15 protein-coding genes are annotated in these 17,847 nt (G+C 62.0%); 9 read left to right on the forward strand and 6 right to left on the reverse strand.

The window, feature by feature from the left end:
- Positions 1–11 precede the first annotated feature (11 nt).
- The 6 genes from LDZ21_RS20865 to cyoA form a co-directional block, all read right to left on the reverse strand.
- Entirely contained in the window at positions 12–1,313 is a 1,302-nt protein-coding gene (locus LDZ21_RS20865; protein WP_244796586.1) for an MFS transporter, read from the reverse strand.
- A 61-nt stretch (positions 1,314–1,374) separates the two neighbouring features.
- Positions 1,375–1,902 (reverse strand): 2,4'-dihydroxyacetophenone dioxygenase family protein, encoded by a 528-nt coding sequence (locus tag LDZ21_RS20870; RefSeq protein WP_035968793.1) that lies wholly within the window; start codon positions 1,900–1,902, stop codon positions 1,375–1,377.
- Positions 1,903–2,079: 177 nt separating this feature from the next.
- Positions 2,080–2,412, reverse strand: a complete 333-nt coding sequence (gene cyoD, locus LDZ21_RS20875) for a cytochrome o ubiquinol oxidase subunit IV (protein ID WP_244796587.1) — start codon at positions 2,410–2,412, stop codon at positions 2,080–2,082.
- On the reverse strand, positions 2,412–3,017 hold the full coding sequence (gene cyoC / locus LDZ21_RS20880) for a cytochrome o ubiquinol oxidase subunit III (RefSeq protein ID WP_244796588.1): 606 nt from the start codon (positions 3,015–3,017) through the stop codon (positions 2,412–2,414). The genes cyoD and cyoC overlap by 1 nt, the downstream gene beginning before the upstream one ends.
- Positions 3,018–5,027, reverse strand: coding sequence for a cytochrome o ubiquinol oxidase subunit I (cyoB, locus tag LDZ21_RS20885; protein WP_244796589.1), 2,010 nt, complete (start codon positions 5,025–5,027; stop codon positions 3,018–3,020).
- A gap of 3 nt (positions 5,028–5,030) precedes the next feature.
- Entirely contained in the window at positions 5,031–5,918 is an 888-nt protein-coding gene (cyoA, locus tag LDZ21_RS20890) for a ubiquinol oxidase subunit II (protein ID WP_244796590.1), read from the reverse strand.
- On the opposite strand from cyoA, the gene LDZ21_RS20895 reads away from it, so the two are divergent.
- The 9 genes from LDZ21_RS20895 (at position 5,885) to narI (ending at position 17,846) form a co-directional block, all read left to right on the forward strand.
- Positions 5,885–6,145, forward strand: coding sequence for a hypothetical protein (locus LDZ21_RS20895; protein ID WP_244796758.1), 261 nt, complete (start codon positions 5,885–5,887; stop codon positions 6,143–6,145). The genes cyoA and LDZ21_RS20895 overlap by 34 nt on opposite strands.
- A gap of 280 nt (positions 6,146–6,425) precedes the next feature.
- Positions 6,426–7,079: a PA3715 family protein gene (locus LDZ21_RS20900; protein WP_244796591.1), complete on the forward strand. Its 654-nt coding sequence runs from the start codon at positions 6,426–6,428 to the stop codon at positions 7,077–7,079.
- Positions 7,080–7,321: 242 nt separating this feature from the next.
- Complete coding sequence (locus tag LDZ21_RS20905; protein WP_404980715.1) at positions 7,322–8,233, forward strand: DUF2167 domain-containing protein; 912 nt, start codon at positions 7,322–7,324, stop codon at positions 8,231–8,233.
- A 161-nt stretch (positions 8,234–8,394) separates the two neighbouring features.
- Positions 8,395–9,660, forward strand: a complete 1,266-nt coding sequence (locus LDZ21_RS20910; RefSeq protein WP_244796593.1) for an MFS transporter — start codon at positions 8,395–8,397, stop codon at positions 9,658–9,660.
- Positions 9,661–9,715: 55 nt separating this feature from the next.
- Complete coding sequence (locus LDZ21_RS20915; protein ID WP_244796594.1) at positions 9,716–11,101, forward strand: NarK family nitrate/nitrite MFS transporter; 1,386 nt, start codon at positions 9,716–9,718, stop codon at positions 11,099–11,101.
- Between the two features lie 179 nt (positions 11,102–11,280).
- Positions 11,281–14,973, forward strand: a complete 3,693-nt coding sequence (locus tag LDZ21_RS20920) for a nitrate reductase subunit alpha (protein WP_244796595.1) — start codon at positions 11,281–11,283, stop codon at positions 14,971–14,973.
- The gene (gene narH, locus LDZ21_RS20925) at positions 14,970–16,514 is read left to right on the forward strand and encodes a nitrate reductase subunit beta (RefSeq protein WP_244796596.1); all 1,545 of its coding nucleotides are present in this window, start codon (positions 14,970–14,972) and stop codon (positions 16,512–16,514) included. The genes LDZ21_RS20920 and narH overlap by 4 nt, the downstream gene beginning before the upstream one ends.
- A 13-nt stretch (positions 16,515–16,527) precedes the next feature.
- Positions 16,528–17,175, forward strand: coding sequence for a nitrate reductase molybdenum cofactor assembly chaperone (narJ, locus tag LDZ21_RS20930; protein ID WP_244796597.1), 648 nt, complete (start codon positions 16,528–16,530; stop codon positions 17,173–17,175).
- Positions 17,172–17,846, forward strand: a complete 675-nt coding sequence (gene narI / locus LDZ21_RS20935; protein ID WP_244796598.1) for a respiratory nitrate reductase subunit gamma — start codon at positions 17,172–17,174, stop codon at positions 17,844–17,846. The genes narJ and narI overlap by 4 nt, the downstream gene beginning before the upstream one ends.
- Position 17,847 lies beyond the last annotated feature (1 nt).

Here is a 17,847-nt window from a genome sequence, read left to right on the forward strand (position 1 = left end):
GTCTGGAAAATTTAAACGACGGGAGCGGGCGACGCCTGTTGCTCGCTGTCCTGAATCGGCGAACGAACGACGAACATGTACACGAGCGCAGCGGCGAACGCGACGCCCGCGCTGATCAGGAACGCGTTCACAAACGAATGCGTCTTGTCGACCACGAGCCCGGTGATGAACGGCGCGAACGAGCCGCCGAAATAGCCGCCAAAGTTCTGGATGCTGCCGAGCGATGCGACCATGTGGCGGGGTGCGGCCACCGAAACGAGCGCCCATGCCGCGCCGCTCGCCATGTTGACGAAGAACATCGCGGCCGACAGGTAGACAATTGCGAGCGTCAGGTTCGGCGTGAACGCGGCAGGAACGGTGAACAGCGCCGCGCCGATGAGGCCGGAGCAGATCGGCCACTTGCGGCTGCGGATCGGCGCGACGCCGCGGGCCATCAGGCCATCGGCGATGAAGCCCGACGACAGCATCCCGAGCGTGCCCGCGAGATAGGGAATCGACACGATCCAGCCGGTCTTGGCGATGGTCAGATGCCGCTCATGCTCCAGATACGCCGGCAGCCACGTCAAATACAGCCACACCATATAGATGACGCCCATGAAGCCGAAGATCATGCCCCACGTAGTTGCCTTGCCGAACAGGCCGCGCCACTCGGCGAAGCTCATGTTGCGTTCGCTGCGCTGCGCCGGCTCGCCTTCGGTCAGATGCGCGAGTTCCTGCGGCTCGAGCGCGACATCCTTGCGATTGCGATAGACGATGTACCAGCCGATCGCCACCGCGATGCCCAGCACGCCCATGATCACGAACATGTTGCGCCAGCCGAAGTTGAGCAGCAGCACGGTGAGGATCGGCGGCGCGAGTGCGGGGCCGATCGTCGACGACGTGACGAAGATGCCGGTCGGCTTGCCGCGCTCGCGTTGCGCGAACCATTCGGAGACGACTTTCGCGCCGGCCGGAAACTGCGGCGCCTCGCCGATGCCGAGCGCGATGCGCGCGAAGAGGAACTGCTGAAGGTTCGTAACGAGTCCGCCGAATAACTGCGCGACCGACCACACGAACATGCCGAGGCCGAGCATGATGCGTGCGCCGAAACGGTCGAGCATCACGCCGATCGGCAATTGCGAGAACGCATACGCGAACGAGAACGCGGACAGCAGCAGGCCCATCTGCGAAGCGGAGAGCCCGAGTTCCTGCGTGACCGAGTGATTGGCGATGGACAGCGTGCTGCGGTCCAGATAGTTGACGATACCGGCCAGCGTCAGAAAGGTGAGCGCGACCCATTGAATGCGCTTGAGGCGCGGTGATTTGCTCTGCATGTTGTCTCCTCCGAATGCGCTTCGATGGCGCTTCGGTTGGCTGTGGCGATTAGGCGAATGGTTAGCGGATGAACTGATCGACGAAATCAGCGCCCAGCCCGACCGATTCATAGTGCTTGCGGCACATGTCGACCTTGGTGAACACGTCTTCGTAGCCGGTGTAGTTGCCGTGCGGATCGCAATAGAACATCACGCCGTTCACCTGGAAGTACGTGATCATTTCTTCGACGTCTTCCGGCACGTAAAGCGTGTGCGTTTCGCCGGGCGGCTCGAAGACGTAGCTGCCTTCCGTCGCGACCCAGTCGTGCTCGAGGTAGCGCCAGCGTCCTTTCAGCACCATGCCATGCACCGCTTGCGGATGACGATGCCGCGACAGCACGCCGGATTTGCGCACGCGCAGCAGGTTCATCCAGTAGCCGGTCGAGACGTTCAGGCACAGCGGGCGAAACCAGACGTTCTCGGCTTGCGGGACCCACTCGCGCTCGTCGGTAGGAATCGCGTGTCCGACGACGATCTCCTTCTGCGCTTCCTTGGGATTGGGATACTGATACGGCGTCATTGCGTCCGCCGTGGGTTTGGGCGCGGGCATCGCGGCTCCTCTGTCCATAATGTGGATGAATGAATCAAATTATGGACAAATCTTGTCGCCCGACAGCTTCATTGTCAAGATTTGTAGCCGTCAGGGAAAACGCGAATATAAAAAAAGCGAGTCCGAATTTCGGACCCGCTTTTAACGCCGATGAACTGGCAGCTAAGTTGCGCTCGCCTATCGCGCCATCATCAACATGTGGACGTTATGCATGACCCACACGGTACCGACGATGATCACGAGCGACATCGTGATCGTATAAACGAACGACATGGCGTTCCAGCGCTGACCCTTCGACGTGTTCACGTGCAGGAAGAACACCACGTGCACGACGACCTGTACCGCCGCCAGCACCGCCAGCCACACGAGGCCTTGCTCGCCCGACAGCTTGCCCGCCGTCACGAGCCAGAACGACGCCACCGTGAGCACGACAGCCAGCAGGAAGCCGATCAGATAACCGCGGACGGTGACGTGCGGCATATCGCTATGCGTTGTATGCGAATGTGCCATTAGACGATGCTCCCAAGGTAGACGAAGGAGAACACGCAAATCCAGACGATGTCGAGGAAGTGCCAGAAGAGGCTCAGGCAAGCAAGCCGGCGCAGTTCGCGCTCGCCCATTGCCGGCTTCTTCACGATCTGCACCGCCAGCACGACCAGCCACACGAGACCGAGCGTGACGTGCAGTCCGTGCGTGCCGACCAGCGTGAAGAATGCCGACCAGAACGCGCTGCGTTGCGGACCCGCGCCTTCAGCGACCAGATGCGAGAACTCTTGCAGTTCCAGGCACAGGAAGCCCGCGCCCAGCAGCGCCGTCACGAACAACCACAGCAGAACGCCGCTTTTCTTTTGACGAACCGCGGAGATCATCGCGAAGCCGAACGTCAGGCTGCTCGCGAGCAGCAGGCCGGTTTCGATCGCGACATCCTTCAGGTTGAACAGGTCCTTCGCCGTCGGGCCGCCTGCGTATTGATTCGCAAACATCGCGAAAGTCGCGAAGAGCGAAGCGAACAGCAGGCAGTCGGTCATCAGATACGACCAGAAGCCGAACACCGAATGAGACGGCTGGTGTTCGTGCTCGTGCGCGCGATGCGCGGAAAGTGTCGATTGCGACATTTACAGAACCTCCAGTTCCATTTCGCGGCCGGCACCCGTCTTGGCCGGCGCCTTGGGCGGGCGGTTCCGCTCTTCGGTCGCCTTGACGGTGGCGGCGGGGATGATGTAGCCCGCGTTCTCCGCAAAGCTGTAGCCGATGGCGACCGCTGCAACACCGATCAGACCGACGATAGCCAGCCACCAGATGTGCCAGATCGCCGCGAAGCCGAAGACCAGCGCGAAGACGCCGATCAGGAAGCCCGCGCTCGTGTTGGACGGCATATGGATGTCGCGCAGCGGACGCGTTTCGACGCGGCCCGTTTCCTTCGCGTGAGCGAAGTCGTCGAGTTCACGCACGTCGGGGACGTGTGCGAAGTTGTAGACCGGCGGCGGCGAGCTGATCGACCATTCGAGGGTGCGGCCATCCCACGGATCGCCGGTGACATCGCGATAAGCCGGTTGATTGCGGCGAATCACGCTGACCACGATCTGCGCGACCTGGAACACGACGCCCAGCGCGATGATGCCCACGCCGCATGCAGCGACGACCAGGTACGGCTGCCATGCGGCGTTGTCATAGTGCTGCAGGCGGCGCGTCATGCCCATGAAGCCGAGGATGTAGATCGGCACGAACGCGACGAAGAAGCCCACGAACCAGCAAATGAACGCGTTGCGGCCGAGCTTTTCGTCGAGCTTGAAGCCGAACACCTTCGGCCACCAGTACTGCACGCCCGCGAAGTAACCGAACACCACGCCGCCGATGATCGCGTTGTGGAAGTGCGCGATCAGGAACAGGCTGTTGTGCAGCACGAAGTCCGCGCCCGGAATGGCGAGCATCACGCCCGTCATGCCGCCCAGCGTAAAGGTGATGATGAAGCCGATGGTCCAGAGAACCGGCGTGGTCATCTGCACACGGCCACGGAACATCGTGAACAGCCAGTTGAAGATCTTCACGCCCGTCGGGATCGAGATGATCATCGTCATGATGCCGAAGAAGGCATTGACGTTCGCGCCCGAACCCATCGTGAAGAAGTGGTGCGCCCACACGAGGAACGACAGCACCATGATGCAGCACGTGGCCCACACCATCGTCTTGTAGCCGAACAGCGGTTTCTTCGAGAACGTCGACACGACTTCCGAGTAGATGCCGAATGCCGGCAGAACCAGGATGTAGACCTCGGGGTGACCCCAGGCCCAGATCAGGTTCAGATAGACCATCGGGTTGCCGCCGCCGTCATTCGTGAAGAAGTGCATCCCCATGTAGCGGTCGAGGCCGAGCAGCGCGAGCGCGACGGTCAGGATCGGGAACGTCGCCATGATCAGCACGTTCGAGCAGAACGCCGTCCATGTGAAGACGGGCAGCTTCATCCACGTCATGCCGGGCGCGCGCATCTTCACGATGGTCACGAAGAAGTTCACGCCGGTCAGAAGCGTGCCGACACCGGACAACTGCAACGCCCAGATGTAGTAATCGACGCCAACGCCCGGGCTGAACTGCGTCTCGGAGAGCGGCGGATATGCGAGCCAGCCGGTCGCCGAGAACTCGCCGATAAAGAGCGACAGGTTGATCAGGATAGCGGCCATGGCCGTCATCCAGAACGAGAGCGAGTTGATGAACGGGAACGCAACGTCGCGCGCGCCGATTTGCAGCGGCACCACGAGGTTGAAGAACGCCACGAGCAGGGCCATCGCCATGAAAAAGATCATGATGGTGCCGTGCGCCGTGAAGATCTGGTCGAAGTGATGCGGCGGCAGATAGCCGGGCGCGTCCATCGCGAGCGCTTGCTGCACGCGCATCATGACGGCGTCGGCGAAACCGCGCACGAGCATCAGCCCCGCGACGACCAGATACATCACGCCAATGCGCTTGTGGTCGGTCGACGTCAGGTACTCGCGCCAGAGCCAGCCCCATTTTCCGAACTTGGTGAGAGCGGCGGCCGTACCGAGCGCGAGGATCGCCATGAGGACAGTCGCCCCCATGATGATCGGCTCGTGATACGGGATCGCCTCAAGCGTTAATTTGCCAAACATGGCTTACCCCTTGGTTACACAATTCGCACCAACGGCGACATTCCCGTTGTTGTACTTGCCGACGATGTTGTTGAAGAGCTTCGGATCGACGGTGGAGAAGTAGCGCACCGCTTCCTTCTGGCTCGGGCGCGAGACGCCGGCATAGACGTTCATGTCGAGGCCTTCGGGCGCGGTCTTGACCTTCTGGACCCACGCATCGAATTCGGCCTGCGACATGGCGAGCGCGCGGAACTTCATGTCGGAGAAGCCTGCGCCGCTATAGTTCGCCGAGATGCCCGCGTAGTCGCCGGCGTGATCGGCCAGCAGATGCAGCTTCGTCTGCATGCCCGCCATCGCGTAAATCTGGCCGCCGAGCTGCGGGATGAAGAACGAGTTCATCACCGAGTCTGACGTGATGCGGAAGTTGACCGGCGTGCCGACCGGGAACGCGACCTGATTGACGGACGCGACGCCCAGATCCGGATAGATGAAGAGCCACTTCCAGTCGAGCGCGACGACTTCGACGTTGATCGGCTTCACGTTCTCGACCTTGATTTCCTTGTACGGGTCGAGTTCGTGAGAAGTCCTCCACGTCAGCATGCCGAGATAAAGGATGATGACCGCGGGGATCGCCCACACAACGACCTCGATGGCCGTGGAGTGCGCCCATTTCGGAGCGTAGGTCGCGTTCTTGTTGGATGCGCGATAGCGCCAGGCGAAGATCAGGGTGAGCAGAATCACCGGAACGACGACGAGGAGCATCGTGAACGTCGCGGTGCCGATCAGCGCGCTTTCCGCTACGCCGATAGGACCTTTCGAATCGAGCACCTCGAGTTTGCATCCCGAGAGACAGACACTGCCCAACAAACCCGATAACAATGGCGCTGCTAAACGGTGAGTATTTTCATTCATTGCATTCGCTGGTTTTTTGGATCGAAGCGTCCTCTGGAGAACGCCGTTTCACGGCGTTGCGCCGCGACGCGATCATGCCACGCGAGATTTATCGCGATGTTGCGAATGTATGGAATTTGGTCTCAGAAACGGGCATTGCGACGCTGTGTCGCGCGCTATTTTCGCTTGGACGAGTCACGTCGAAAGATGCGAAGCGTTGCGAACTCATCATTCTGACTGCATCGTGAAGGCTTGAGGAGTGCGTGCCAAACACACTCTTTGTCAGGCATCAAAATTTTGCATCGGCGGCATATTGCATCGCATGCCTGTCAAATCATGTCGCGGCGGTTTATCGGATAGATAAGAGCCTTCAAAATGCGAACCCCGGCTGGCTCTTATTCGATGAGTCATCTGGAGGTCAAAGGCTCGATACTGAACGACATGAAAAAGAAAATACTCATTGTGGCCGCCAGTTTGATGGCCCCAATGCTGGCTCATGCGGGTTGTGAAGATATGATGTCCGGGTGGATGAAAACGCTGCATCCGGATAACGAACTCGCCGCCGAATACAGCGCCAAGGCGTGGCCTGCCAATCCGCAATTGACGCTGGCAGTGATGGCAATGGCGCGTGATGCGAGCGACGAGAGCGTCAGCGGACAGGATGCCGAACTGGTCGTAGCGGACAGCGCGTCAGGCGCGGTCATCGCGCATTTCTACCAGAGGGATGCAATCGTTGAACAAGGAATGGCGTTCACCGACATTGCGCTCGATACCGCGCGCTATGACATCTCGCCGGCGATCCGCGCGTTCGGCGTGCGTGTGAGCTACCGGGGTCTGTCGCGCGTCGCCCCGAGCGGCGAAATCTCACTGCGCCTGTATGTACTGGAGAACGAGACATTGCGGCCGGTCCTCGACGGGTTGGCGGTAGAGCAGGCGAACGGCGAATGGGACGATCGATGCGAGGGCTTCTATGACTCGACGAAGCGGACCATCGCAACGGGTCCCGCGGGCCGGGAAGGCTATGCGTCGCTGAAGGTGACGGAGAAGACGGTTCGCAGCGTCACGCGCATGGTGAAGGACGAATGCGTGAACCGGGACGGCGCGCCGAAGCAGAAGGAATTCACGCTCGAATACCGCGACGGTAAATACAGTGTGCCGCAGGGCTTGCGGCTGCAAGGCTGATATTGCCGCCGCGCGCCTGTCTGCTGCCGCCGCTATTGGGAGTCCGCTGATACGAAGCGGGCGGGTAAATCTCTACCATCTCGCGCCCAAGTCGAGCTTACAAAGATTAGGCTTGCTATTCGAATGAAGACGCTCGTGACCATCGGCGTCGGATTGCCCGCAACGTGCGTCAGGAACTTGTCGACCCGCGTTCCGCGCCGCACGCCTACAGAGATTCGTAAACCTAATGTTTCGACGGTGATATGAGCGTGGAAAGAAAAAAACTAAAATTGGCTGCATTGAGCATGTTGTTCGGCGTTGTCTTGCAGTGGGGTACTGCAACGGCGCATGCGGAAACGGGCAGTCACGCAGGAGAAGCAGAAGCCGCCTGGGCGGCTGCGCGCGGCGCGGCGGTCATGGGTCCAGCCACGATCGAGCTTCGCGACCAAGCCACACTGAAAATCGGCAAGGGCCAAGCCTTCATTCCTCAACCGCAGGCTGGCCGGCTGATGAAGGCGCAGGGCAATGGCGACGATCCGGATCGCGTGGGCCTCGTGCTTCCCACAACGGACGAGGAGTGGGTCGTCGATGCCCAGTACGTCGCGTCCGGCTATATCAAGGACGACGACGCAAAGAACTGGAACGTCGATGACCTGTTCAAGTCGCTCAAGGATAGCACCGAAGCGGCGAATGAGGATCGCCGCGAGCGCGGTATCGCGGAGATGGAGATCATCGGCTGGGCGGAGCGCCCGCACTATGACGCAGCGAAGCGCCAGCTCGTCTGGTCGATGTCCTCGCGCTCCAAAGGCGATGCCGCCGATGCCCCGCACGGCATCAACTACAACACCTACGCGCTGGGCCGCGAGGGCTACGTGAGCCTAGACCTCATTACGGACGAACCGGCGCTCGCCGCCGACAAGAAGGCGGTTCAGGCGCTGCTCGGCGGCCTCGAGTTCAAGAGCGGAAAGCGTTATGCCGACTTCAAAGCCGGTACCGACAAGGTCGCGGAATACGGTCTCGCTGCATTGGTTGGCGGCATCGCCATCAAGAAGCTCGGCTTGCTCGCCATCATCGGGGCGTTCCTGGCGAAGTCGTTCAAACTCGTCGCGATCGGCGTCGCCGCGTTGGGCGTCGCCGCCAAGAAGTTGTTCAAGCGCAAGAGCCCGGCGTCGTAATCCGTCGACAGGTCGGGCAGATGAAGCGGGCGCAGCATCGCCCGTCCATCTACTCCTTCCTGACTAGCGACTAACCGCCGCGCCCCTCCGCCCGGCGGATACCGGCTCCCTGACCCAATCCCTATCCTCGTGGTGAAGTCTTTCATCACGAGGATAGGACGATGAGCGTCGTCAACCCACCTGTCACGTCTACGGCCCCGACCGATACCACCGCCTGGCGCGTGCTCTCTGCGAGCACGTTCGCCTTCACTATCTGCTTCGCCGTCTGGATGATGTTCGCCATCCTCGGCATTCCGCTGAAGCAGCAACTCCATCTCACCGACACCGAATTCGGCCTCATCGCCGCGACGCCCGTGCTTACCGGCTCGCTTGCCCGCGTGCCGCTCGGCATCTGGACCGATCGCTTCGGCGGACGCGTCGTGTTCTTCTTCACGATGGCCGTCACCATCGTGCCGATCTGGCTCATCACCTACGCCACGGAGCTATGGCAGTTCCTCGTGCTCGGGCTCTTCGTCGGCGTCGCGGGCGCGTCGTTTTCCGTGGGGACGCCCTATGTCGCGCGCTGGTTCCCGAAGTCGCGACAGGGCCTCGCGATGGGCATCTTCGGCGCGGGCAACTCCGGCGCCGCGCTGAACAAGTTCGTCGCCCCGGTGATGATGCTCGCTGCCGGCACATGGACCATCGTGCCGAAGGTCTATTCCATAGCAATGGGCGTCACCGCGATCCTGTTCTGGCTGCTGTCGGCGTCGAACCCGGCGCACCGCGGCGCGAACGCGCAGAGCTTCGCCGCGCAAATGGCCGTGCTCAAGGACCGCCGCGTGCTGCGCTATGCGCAGTTCTACTCCGTCGTGTTCGGCGGCTATGTCGGCCTGTCGCTGTGGATGCCGCAGTACTACGTGAACCAGTATGGCTTTCGTATCGAACAGGCGGCGTTCCTTGCCGCGTGCTTCTCACTGCCCGGCGGCGTGCTGCGCGCGCTCGGCGGCTGGATGTCCGACCGCTTCGGCGCACATCGCACGACATGGCTCGTGATGTGGGTCACGCTGGCGTGCTTCTTCGTCCTGAGCTATCCCGTCACCGATTTCACGATCCACACGAGCGGCGGCCCGCGCACCTTCCATATCGCGATGGGACCGACTGCCTACACGGTCGTCATGTTCGTCGTGGGCGTGGCGATGGCCGTCGGCAAGGCGTCGGTGTTCAAGTACATCTCCGACGACTTCTCGTCGAACATCGGCGCGGTATCGGGAGTTGTCGGACTCGCGGGCGGGCTCGCCGGCTTCCTCCTGCCGATTCTGTTCGGCATCCTGATGGACGTCACCGGCATACGCACCACCTGTTTCATGCTGATGTTCGGCGCAACCGCAGTCAGTCTCATCTGCATGCACTTCACCGTTCAGTCAGTTCGCATCGGGCGCGTTGCCTGACGCAACCCAGGGCGCGGCTTGAAGAAAGCCGCGCCGTCATCATCGAGCACATCTCATGTCACGCTATCTACTCACTCAATGGGAGCCCGACAACGCGGGCTTCTGGCAAGGGACCGGCGAAAGCATCGCACGCCGCAATCTGTGGATCTCCATTCCGGCGCTGATGCTGGCGTTCGCGGTGTGGTCGTTATGGAGCGTCGTCGCCGTCAATCTCGACAAGGGCGGTTTCCACTTTTCCAAGGACCAGTTGTTCTGGCTGACTGCGTTGCCCGCGCTTTCGGGCGCGACGCTGCGCATTTTCTATTCGTTCCTCGTGCCGATCTTCGGCGGCCGGCGCTTTACCGCCTTTTCGACCGCGAGCCTGCTGATTCCCGCGCTCGGCATGGGCTTCGCGCTGCGCGACCCGTCGACCGGTTATCCTACGCTGCTCGCACTCGCCTTGCTGTGCGGCCTGGGCGGCGCGAACTTCAGTTCGTCGATGGCCAATATCAGCTTCTTCTTTCCGAAGGCCAAGAAGGGCTTCGCCACCGGCATGAACGCGGGCATCGGCAATCTGGGCGTGTCGGTTGTGCAGTTCGTCGCGCCGCTCGTGATCGCGGCGTCCGTCTTCGGCGTGCTCGGCGGCGAAGGGCAGACCTACGCGGCCAAGGGCGTCGAGCGCAGCATCTGGCTGCAGAACGCGGGCTTCATCTGGGTGCCGTTCATCGTCGTGTCGGCGCTCGCCGCGTGGTTCGGCATGAACGATATCGCCGATGCGAAGGCTTCCTTCGCCGAGCAAGCGGTCATCTTCAAGCGCAAGCACAACTGGCTGATGTGCCTGCTGTATATCGGCACGTTCGGGTCGTTCATCGGCTTTTCGGCCGGGCTCGCGCTGCTGACGAAGGCGGAGTTTCCGTCCGTGAATCCGACCGCCTATGCGTTCCTCGGACCGCTCGCAGGCGCGCTCACGCGGCCGTTGGGCGGCTGGGTTTCAGACCGCATCGGCGGCGCGCGCGTGACCTTGTACACGTTCGTCGCGATGATCGCAGCGGTCGTCGGCGTGATCTTCTCGTTGCCGCACGGCGGCGCGGGCGGCAGCTTCGCCGGCTTCCTCGCGATGTTCATCGTGCTGTTCGCGCTGACGGGCATCGGCAACGGATCGACGTTTCGGATGATCCCGGTGATCTTCCTCACGCAGAAGCAGCGCGAATCGGCGCGCGGCACGGAAGCCGCGAAGAAGCAGGCGCTTCATGAGGCCGGCAAGGAATCGGCGGCGGTGCTCGGCTTCGCGGGTGCGATCGGCGCTTATGGCGGCTTCTTCATTCCGCGCAGCTTCGGCACGTCGATCAGCGCGACCGGCTCGCCCGACATGGCGCTCTATTGCTTCATCGCGTTCTATGCGGTCTGCGCGGTCGTGACGTGGTGGTGCTACGCGCGCCGTAACGCGCCGATGCCCTGCTGATTGCGGACTACTACCAAAGGCGTAGTCGATCGGCACGACGACTACGCCTCCTGGCGAACGTCAACTGCTCCCTTCGGTGAATGGGCGCGCGAGCGCCGCGCCTCTACACTCGGACCATACATTCAATCGCCGCGCGCCTCATGAAAAGCCGCGCGTGGCCGCAAAGCCCGGAGAATCGGATGAGTCACTTTCTTGACCGGCTGAAGTTCATGTCGCGCGTCAAGTCCACGTTTGCCGATGGACACGGTGCGGTCGTCGACGAGGACCGCAAGTGGGAAAACGGCTATCGCAGCCGCTGGCAGCACGACAAGATCGTGCGCTCGACACATGGCGTCAATTGCACGGGATCGTGCTCGTGGAAGGTCTACGTCAAGAACGGCCTGATCACCTGGGAGACGCAGCAGACGGACTATCCGCGCACGCGCCCCGACTTGCCGAATCACGAGCCGCGCGGCTGCCCGCGCGGCGCGTCGTATAGCTGGTATGTGTACTCCGCGCAGCGCGTGAAGTATCCGCTCATTCGCGGCAGGCTCGTAGAAATGTGGCGAGAGGCGCGCAAGACGCTCGATCCCGTCGCAGCATGGGCGTCCATCTGCGAAGACCCGGTGAAGGCGAAACGCTACAAGAGCGTGCGCGGCCTGGGCGGATTCGTGCGCGTGGACTGGAACACGGCGACCGAGCTCATCGCGGCGGCGAACGCGCATACGATCGCCAAATACGGGCCGGATCGCGTGATCGGTTTCTCGCCGATTCCCGCGATGTCGATGGTCTCCTACGCGGCCGGCGCGCGCTATCTCAGTCTGATCGGCGGCGCGTGCCTGTCGTTCTATGACTGGTATTGCGACCTGCCGCCGGCATCGCCGCAAATCTGGGGCGAACAAACCGACGTGCCCGAATCGGCGGACTGGTACAACTCGACCTATCTGATGGTTTGGGGTTCGAACGTTCCGCAAACGCGCACGCCGGACGCGCACTTCTACACCGAAGTGCGCTACAAGGGCACGAAGACGGTGGCGGTGTCGTCGGATTACGGCGAGATGGTGAAGTTCGGCGACATCTGGCTCGCGCCGAAGCAGGGCACCGATGCCGCGCTCGCGATGGCGATGGGCCATGTCGTCCTGAAGGAATTTCACGCGAACGGCAAGTCCGCCTACTTCCGCGCTTACATCAAGCAGTACACGGACATGCCCATGCTCGTCGTGTTGCGCGAGCACGAAGGCACGCTCGTGCCCGATCAATTCCTGCGCGCCTCGCAATTGCAAGGCAATCTCGACGAGGCGAACAATCCGCAATGGAAGACGCTCGTCATCGATGAAAAGACCGGCGATATCGTCGCGCCCAATGGCACGATCGGTTTCCGCTGGGGCGAGCAGGCGAAGGCGGGCCGCTGGAATCTCGAACAGAACGATGCCGGCTCGGGCCGCGAAATCGATCAGCGCCTGTCGCTGATCGGCGCGCACGATGACGTCGCCGAGGTGAGCTTCCCGTACTTCTGCGGCGAGCACGAGGCCTTGCTCGCGCGGCGCGTGCCGGTGAAGCGCATCACGCTCGCGGACGGATCGTCCGCGTTGATCGCGACCGTCTACGATCTGCAACTCGCGAACTACGGCGTCGATCAAGGGCTCGGCGGTCCGAACGTCGCTGCATCGTTCGATGACGACGTGCCCTATACGCCCGCATGGCAGGAAAAGCACACGACGGTGCCGCGCCATCTCGTCATTCAGGTGGCGCGCGAGTTCGCCGACAATGCGGACCGCACGCAGGGCAAGAGCATGGTGATCGTCGGCGCAGCGCTGAATCACTGGTATCACAACGACATGATCTATCGCGGCATCATCAACCTGTTGATGATGTGCGGCTGCGTCGGAAAGAGCGGCGGCGGCTGGGCGCATTACGTCGGCCAGGAAAAGCTGCGTCCGCAGTTCGGCTGGGCGCCGCTCGCATTCGCGCTCGACTGGTCGCGCCCGCCGCGTCAGATGAACGGCACGTCGTTCTTCTATAACCACACGAGCCAGTGGCGGCACGAGAAGGTGAGCGTCGGCGAGATTCTCGGTCCGGGCGCGGACCAGTCGCGCTACACGAATCTCTCGATGATCGACCTCAACGCGAAGTCCGAGCGCATGGGCTGGCTGCCCTCCGCGCCGCAGTTGGGCGCGAATCCGCTCGATGTCGTCGATGCCGCGAAGCGCGCAGGCCGCGATCCGGTCGAATACACGGTCGAGCAACTGAAGTCCGGCGCGCTGAACTTCGCATGCGACGATCCCGACAATCCCGTAAATTTTCCGCGCAACATGTTCGTGTGGCGCTCGAACATTCTCGGCAGTTCGGGCAAGGGTCACGAATACTTCCTGAAGTATCTGCTGGGCACGCAGAACGCGCTTTTCGACGATGAATCGACCGCGATCAAGCCGAGCGAAGTGAAGCTGCGCGCAGCCGCCGAAGGCAAGCTCGATCTGCTGACCGTGCTCGATTTCCGCATGAGCACGACGTGTCTCTACGGCGATATCGTGCTGCCGAGCGCGACGTTCTACGAGAAGGACGACCTCAACACGTCGGACATGCATCCGTTCATTCATCCGCTGTCCGAAGCGGTGCAGCCGTTGTGGGAAAGCAAGACCGACTGGGAAATCTACAAGGGCATCGCGAAGAAGTTCGCGGAGATCGGCGGCAAGCATCTCGGCACGCGCACCGACATCGTAACCACGCCGCTGATGCACGACACGCCGGGTGAATTGGGCCAGGCGTTCGAGCCGAAGGACTGGCGCGCGGGCGAATGCGATCTGATCCCCGGCAAGACGGCGCCTTCGATGACGCTCGTCGAGCGCGACTACACCGCGATTTACGACAAGTTCACATCCGTGGGACCGTTGCTGGAGAAGCTCGGCAACGGCGGCAAGGGCATCAACTGGAACACCGCGCATGAAGTGCGCGAACTCGCGGGGCTGTCCGGTGAAAAGCAGGGCCGCCCGCGTCTCGAGACGGCCGTCGATGCCGCCGAGATGATCCTGACCTTCGCGCCCGAAACCAACGGCCACGTCGCGGTGAAGGCGTGGGAAGCGCTCTCGAAGATCACGGGCCGCGATCATACGCATCTGGCGGCGGGCCGCGAGCACGACAAGATCCGTTTCCGCGACGTGCAGGCGCAACCGCGCAAGATCATCTCCGCGCCGACGTGGTCGGGCCTCGAATCCGAGGAAGTCAGCTACAACGCGGGCTATACCAACGTTCACGAGCTGATTCCCTGGCGCACGCTGACGGGCCGGCAGCAGTTCTATCAGGATCACCGCTGGATGCTGGATTTCGGCGAAGGCTCGTGCGTCTACAAGCCCGCGATCGATACGAAGACCATCGCGCCGATGCTCGGTGCGAAGTCCAACGGCGAGCACGAGCTGGTGCTCAACTGGATCACGCCGCACCAGAAATGGGGCATCCATTCGACTTATACGGACAACCTGCGCATGCTCACGCTGTCGCGCGGCGGGCCGCACGTGTGGGTATCGGAGGCGGAAGCGAAAGAAGCCGGACTTGCCGATAACGACTGGGTCGAAGTGTTCAACACGAATGGCACGCTGACGGCGCGCGTCGTGGTGAGCCAGCGCGTGCCGCGCGGCATGTGCCTCATGTATCACGCGCAGGAAAAGATCATCAACGTGCCGGGCGCGGAGACGAGCGGCATGCGCGGCGGCATCCATAACTCGGTGACGCGCACGGTGCTGAAGCCCACGCACATGATCGGCGGATACGCGCAGCAGGCGTATGGCTTCAACTATTACGGCACCGTGGGCAGCAACCGCGATGAATACGTGATCGTGCGCAAGATGAAGAAAGTGGACTGGCTCGAAGGCCCGCTCAAGGAAGGAGCAGCATCATGAAGATCCGCGCCCAGGTGGCGATGGTCCTGAATCTGGACAAGTGCATCGGCTGTCATACGTGCTCGGTGACGTGCAAGAACGTGTGGACGTCGCGCGATGGCGTCGAATACGCGTGGTTCAACAACGTCGAGACGAAGCCGGGCATCGGCTACCCGAAGGAATGGGAGAACCAGGAGAAGTGGAACGGCGGCTGGGTGCGCAAGAGCGACGGGCGCATCAAGCCGCGTCAGGGCGGCAAGCTGAAGGTGCTGGCCAACATGTTCGCGAATCCGAACCTGCCCGCCATCGACGACTATTACGAGCCGTTCACCTACGACTACGAGCACTTGCAGAAAGCGCCGCTGTCGCAGACGCCGCCGACGGCGCGCCCGGTATCGGCCATCACCGGCAAGAAGATGGACAAGATCCATTGGGGGCCGAACTGGGAAGACGACCTCGGTGGCGAGTTCGATTCGCGCAGCCGCGACAAGCTCTTCGACAACGTGCAGAAGGAGATGTACTCGAGCTTCGAGAACACCTTTATGATGTATCTGCCGCGCCTGTGCGAGCATTGCCTGAATCCGGCGTGCGTGGCGTCGTGCCCGTCCGGCTCGGTCTACAAGCGCGAGGACGACGGCATCGTGCTCGTCGATCAGGACAAGTGCCGTGGCTGGCGCATGTGCATCTCCGGCTGCCCGTACAAGAAGATGTACTTCAACTGGAAGTCGGGCAAGGCGGAGAAGTGCGTGTTCTGCTTCCCGCGCATCGAAGCGGGACAGCCTACCGTCTGTTCCGAAACGTGCGTCGGGCGCATTCGCTATCTCGGCGTGATGCTGTATGACGCGGATCGCATCGAGCAGGCGGCATCGGTCGAGCAGACGACGGACCTGTATCAGTCGCAACTGGACGTGTTTCTCGATCCGAACGATCCGCAGGTGCAAGCCGAAGCGCTGCGACAGGGCATATCGCAGAGCTGGCTCGATGCCGCGGTGCGCTCGCCGGTGTATCGCATGGCGGTCGAGTGGAAGATCGCGTTCCCGCTGCATCCGGAATATCGTACGCTGCCGATGGTCTGGTACGTGCCGCCGCTCTCGCCGATTCAATCCGCCGCCGACGCCGGCCATATGGGCATGAACGGCATGATCCCGGATGTGCAGAGCCTGCGCATTCCGATGCGCTATCTCGCCAATCTCTTGACGGCGGGCGACGAAGCGCCGATTGTTGATGCGCTCAGCCGCATGCTGACGATGCGCGCCTACAAGCGCGCGGAAACGGTGCATGGCGTGGCCGACGATGCAATTCTGCGCGATGCCGGCCTCACCGCGTCGCAAGTCGAAGCAATGTATCAGTTGATGGCGATTGCCAATTACGAGGACCGCTTCGTGGTGCCGTCGTCGCACAAGGAAATGGCCGAGGACAGTTTCGACGAGAAGGGCAGTTGCGGTTTCTCGTTCGGCAACGGCTGTACGTCGGGTGTATCGAATGGATCGCTGTTCGGCACGCGGGCGCACGGCGAGTTCGCTTACGCGGACCTGCCGAAGTCGCGCAAGAAAGCCGTCTGACGAAGGAATGACGATGTCGCTCTATCCCACACTTTCCGCTTTGCTGGACTATCCGGAAGCCGCGCTGATCGATGCGCTGCCGGAAATCGAAGGCGCGCTCGCCGCGTCGCCGCGTGCGCGGGCGAGCCTGTCGCCGCTCGTCGATGCGCTGAAGTCGCGCTCGCTGATCCAATCGCAGGAAACCTACGTCGCGACCTTCGATCGCACGCCGTCGCAATCGCTGCATATGTTCGAGCACGTGCACGGCGAAAGCCGCGACCGCGGCCCCGCGATGGTCGATCTTCTGGATGAGTATCGTGCGCTCGGGCTCGAAGTGACGAGCAACGAATTACCGGACTACGTGCCGCTCTTTCTCGAAGTGCTCGGTCTGATCGACCCCGCGAAGGCGCAGTCGTTGCTCGATGAAGCGATTCACGTGCTGAACGCCATCGGCGAGCGCCTCGCGAAGAACGAGAGTCCTTATGCGGGCGTGTTCGACGTGCTGCGCAGTCTCGCTTCCGTCGAGCCTCGCCCGCTCACGCAACCGCCCGTGCGCGACATGGACGAGGCGCTCGAATTGTTCGGCCCCGGCCACGATGGCGTCGAGCCGTTGCTCGTGCCGTCGCGCGGTTCTTCAACGCAGACCATCCGTTTTCATCCGACCGTAAAGGAGGCCCGATGAACACCTTTCTGTTCGGCATCTACCCGTATATCGCGGCGTGCATCTTTCTGTTCGGCAGCCTGATGCGCTTCGAGCGCGAGCAATACAGCTGGAAAGCCGATAGCACGCAACTCATCGATCGCGGCAATCTGCGGCTCGGGAACATCCTCTTTCATATCGGCATTCTGGGGCTGTTCTTCGGGCATCTGTTCGGCCTGCTCACGCCCGTCGCGGTATGGGACTGGCTCGGCGTCGCGCATAGCGTGAAGCAGGCGGTCGCGATGATCGCCGGCGGCGTGATGGGCACGATGTGTCTCGCGGGCCTCGTCATCTTGCTGCATCGCCGTCTGACGAGCGCGCGGCTTTCCGCTATCACGAAGACCGGCGACCGCGTATTGCTGCTGTGGATCTTCATCACGCTGCTGCTCGGCTTGTCGACCATCGGCGAATCCGCGGGCCACATGGACGGCGCGATGATGGTCAGGCTGATGACGTGGGCGCAGCACATCGTCACGTTCCGAGGCGATGCCGCGAGCTATGTCGCGAACGCGCCGCTGCTGTTCCGCGTGCATCTCTTCATGGGCATGAGCCTGTTCGTGATCTTTCCGTTCACGCGCCTCGTGCACGTATGGAGCGGCTTCGCGTCGCTGACGTACGTCGCGCGCGCGTGGCAGCTCGTGCGCAGCCGCTGAG

Source organism: Caballeronia grimmiae, assembly GCF_022879615.1.
GTDB classification, from domain to species: domain Bacteria; phylum Pseudomonadota; class Gammaproteobacteria; order Burkholderiales; family Burkholderiaceae; genus Caballeronia; species Caballeronia grimmiae.

Coding starts and splice junctions, on each gene's coding strand:
- LDZ21_RS20905 (WP_404980715.1), top strand. CDS start 7,322: ATGAGCGTGGAAAGAAAAAAACTAAAATTGGCTGCATTGAGCATGTTG.
- cyoD (WP_244796587.1), bottom strand. CDS start 2,412: ATGGCACATTCGCATACAACGCATAGCGATATGCCGCACGTCACCGTC.
- narI (WP_244796598.1), top strand. CDS start 17,172: ATGAACACCTTTCTGTTCGGCATCTACCCGTATATCGCGGCGTGCATC.
- LDZ21_RS20865 (WP_244796586.1), bottom strand. CDS start 1,313: ATGCAGAGCAAATCACCGCGCCTCAAGCGCATTCAATGGGTCGCGCTC.
- narJ (WP_244796597.1), top strand. CDS start 16,528: ATGTCGCTCTATCCCACACTTTCCGCTTTGCTGGACTATCCGGAAGCC.
- LDZ21_RS20895 (WP_244796758.1), top strand. CDS start 5,885: ATGGCGCTGCTAAACGGTGAGTATTTTCATTCATTGCATTCGCTGGTT.
- narH (WP_244796596.1), top strand. CDS start 14,970: ATGAAGATCCGCGCCCAGGTGGCGATGGTCCTGAATCTGGACAAGTGC.
- LDZ21_RS20870 (WP_035968793.1), bottom strand. CDS start 1,902: ATGCCCGCGCCCAAACCCACGGCGGACGCAATGACGCCGTATCAGTAT.
- LDZ21_RS20920 (WP_244796595.1), top strand. CDS start 11,281: ATGAGTCACTTTCTTGACCGGCTGAAGTTCATGTCGCGCGTCAAGTCC.
- cyoA (WP_244796590.1), bottom strand. CDS start 5,918: ATGAATGAAAATACTCACCGTTTAGCAGCGCCATTGTTATCGGGTTTG.
- cyoC (WP_244796588.1), bottom strand. CDS start 3,017: ATGTCGCAATCGACACTTTCCGCGCATCGCGCGCACGAGCACGAACAC.
- cyoB (WP_244796589.1), bottom strand. CDS start 5,027: ATGTTTGGCAAATTAACGCTTGAGGCGATCCCGTATCACGAGCCGATC.
- LDZ21_RS20910 (WP_244796593.1), top strand. CDS start 8,395: ATGAGCGTCGTCAACCCACCTGTCACGTCTACGGCCCCGACCGATACC.
- LDZ21_RS20900 (WP_244796591.1), top strand. CDS start 6,426: ATGAAAACGCTGCATCCGGATAACGAACTCGCCGCCGAATACAGCGCC.
- LDZ21_RS20915 (WP_244796594.1), top strand. CDS start 9,716: ATGTCACGCTATCTACTCACTCAATGGGAGCCCGACAACGCGGGCTTC.